A 1,365-nucleotide genomic window follows, 5' to 3' on the forward strand; every position below is an offset into this window, starting at 1 on the left:
GCCACGGGCCGGCCCCCGCGCCCCCTCCTTCCGGGGCCGGGAGCCGGCACGCGGAGGGCCGGCCGGCGGTTCAGCGGGCCAGCACCTCCCGCAGCCGCTCCAACCCCCACCTCAGATCCTCCTCCTCGATGACCAGGGGCGGGGCGATCCGGATGGTGGAGGCCCGGGTGTCCTTCACCAGCACCCCCCGCTCCAGCATCCGTTCCGAGATCTCCCGGCCCGTGCCGAGTGCCGGGTCCAGGTCCACACCCGCCCACGGGCCGCGCCCGCGCACCGCGATCACCCCGCTGCCGGGGTCCTCCCGCAGCGCCGCCAGTTCGCGGTGGAGCACCTCGCCCAGCCCGGTCGCCCGCCGCTGCGGCTCGCCCTCCCGAAGCATCGTGATCACCTCCAGCGCCACCGCGCAGGCCAGGGGGTTGCCGCCGAAGGTGGAGCCGTGCTCACCGGGCCGGTGCACGCCCAACACCTCGTGCGACCCCACCACGGCGGAGACCGGCAACAGGCCGCCGCCCAGGGCCTTGCCCAGCAGGTACACGTCGGGGACCACCCCTTCGTGCTCGCAGGCGAAGGTGCGGCCGGTCCGCCCGAGTCCGGACTGGATCTCGTCGGCGATCATCAACACGCCGTGCCGTCGGGTCACCTCCCGCACCGTCTCCAGGTAGCCGGGCGGTGGGACGACCACCCCCGCCTCCCCCTGGATGGGCTCCAGCAGCACCGCCGCGCAGGTGCCGTCGGCCGCCTCGATCGCGGCCTCCACCGCACCGGTGTCCCCGTAGGGCACGATGTCGAAGCCGGGGGTGAAGGGGCCGTGGTCGGAGCGGGCCTCCTCATCGGTGGAGAACCCGACGATCGTGGTGGTCCGGCCGTGGAAGTTGTCGGCCGCGACGACGATCCGCGCCCGACCGGCGGGGATCCCCTTCACCCGGTACCCCCACTTGCGGGCGGTCTTGACGCCGGTCTCCACGGCCTCGGCCCCGGTGTTCATCGGCAGCACCCGATCCATCCCGCACAGGTCGGCCAACTCGGCGCAGAAGCGGCCGAACAGGTCGTGGTGGAAGGCGCGGGAGGTCAGGGTGAGGCGGTCGAGCTGGGCGTGCGCCCGGGCGAGCAGCCGGGGGTGCCCGTGGCCGAAGTTGAGCGCCGAGTAGCCGGCGAGCCAGTCCAGCAGTCGCCGACCGGTGACGTCGGTGACCCATGCCCCGGTTCCGGAGGTCAGGACGACGGGCAGGGGGTGGTAGTTGTGCGAGGAACGGGCCTCGGCGAGTTCGATGAGGGCCGCCGGGTCGGGGGTGTCGCGCGGTGTGCCCCCGTCGCGGGGATCGATGGCCGTCATGGTCCTGCTCCTCTCCGGCGGAACGCCGCCCC

At 74.3% G+C, this 1,365-nt stretch carries 1 protein-coding gene; it reads right to left on the reverse strand.

The genetic code is table 11. The annotated features are described in order from the left end of the window. Positions 1-70: 70 nt before the first annotated feature. The gene (rocD, locus tag FNQ90_RS23325; RefSeq protein ID WP_182608161.1) at positions 71-1,333 is read right to left on the reverse strand and encodes an ornithine--oxo-acid transaminase; all 1,263 of its coding nucleotides are present in this window, start codon (positions 1,331-1,333) and stop codon (positions 71-73) included. Positions 1,334-1,365 lie beyond the last annotated feature (32 nt).

This window comes from Streptomyces alkaliphilus, from assembly GCF_014141535.1.
Classification (GTDB): domain Bacteria; phylum Actinomycetota; class Actinomycetes; order Streptomycetales; family Streptomycetaceae; genus Streptomyces; species Streptomyces alkaliphilus.

Excerpts from the sequence above, each read along its gene's own strand:
- rocD (WP_182608161.1), bottom strand. The coding sequence starts at position 1,333 with ATGACGGCCATCGATCCCCGCGACGGGGGCACACCGCGCGACACCCCC.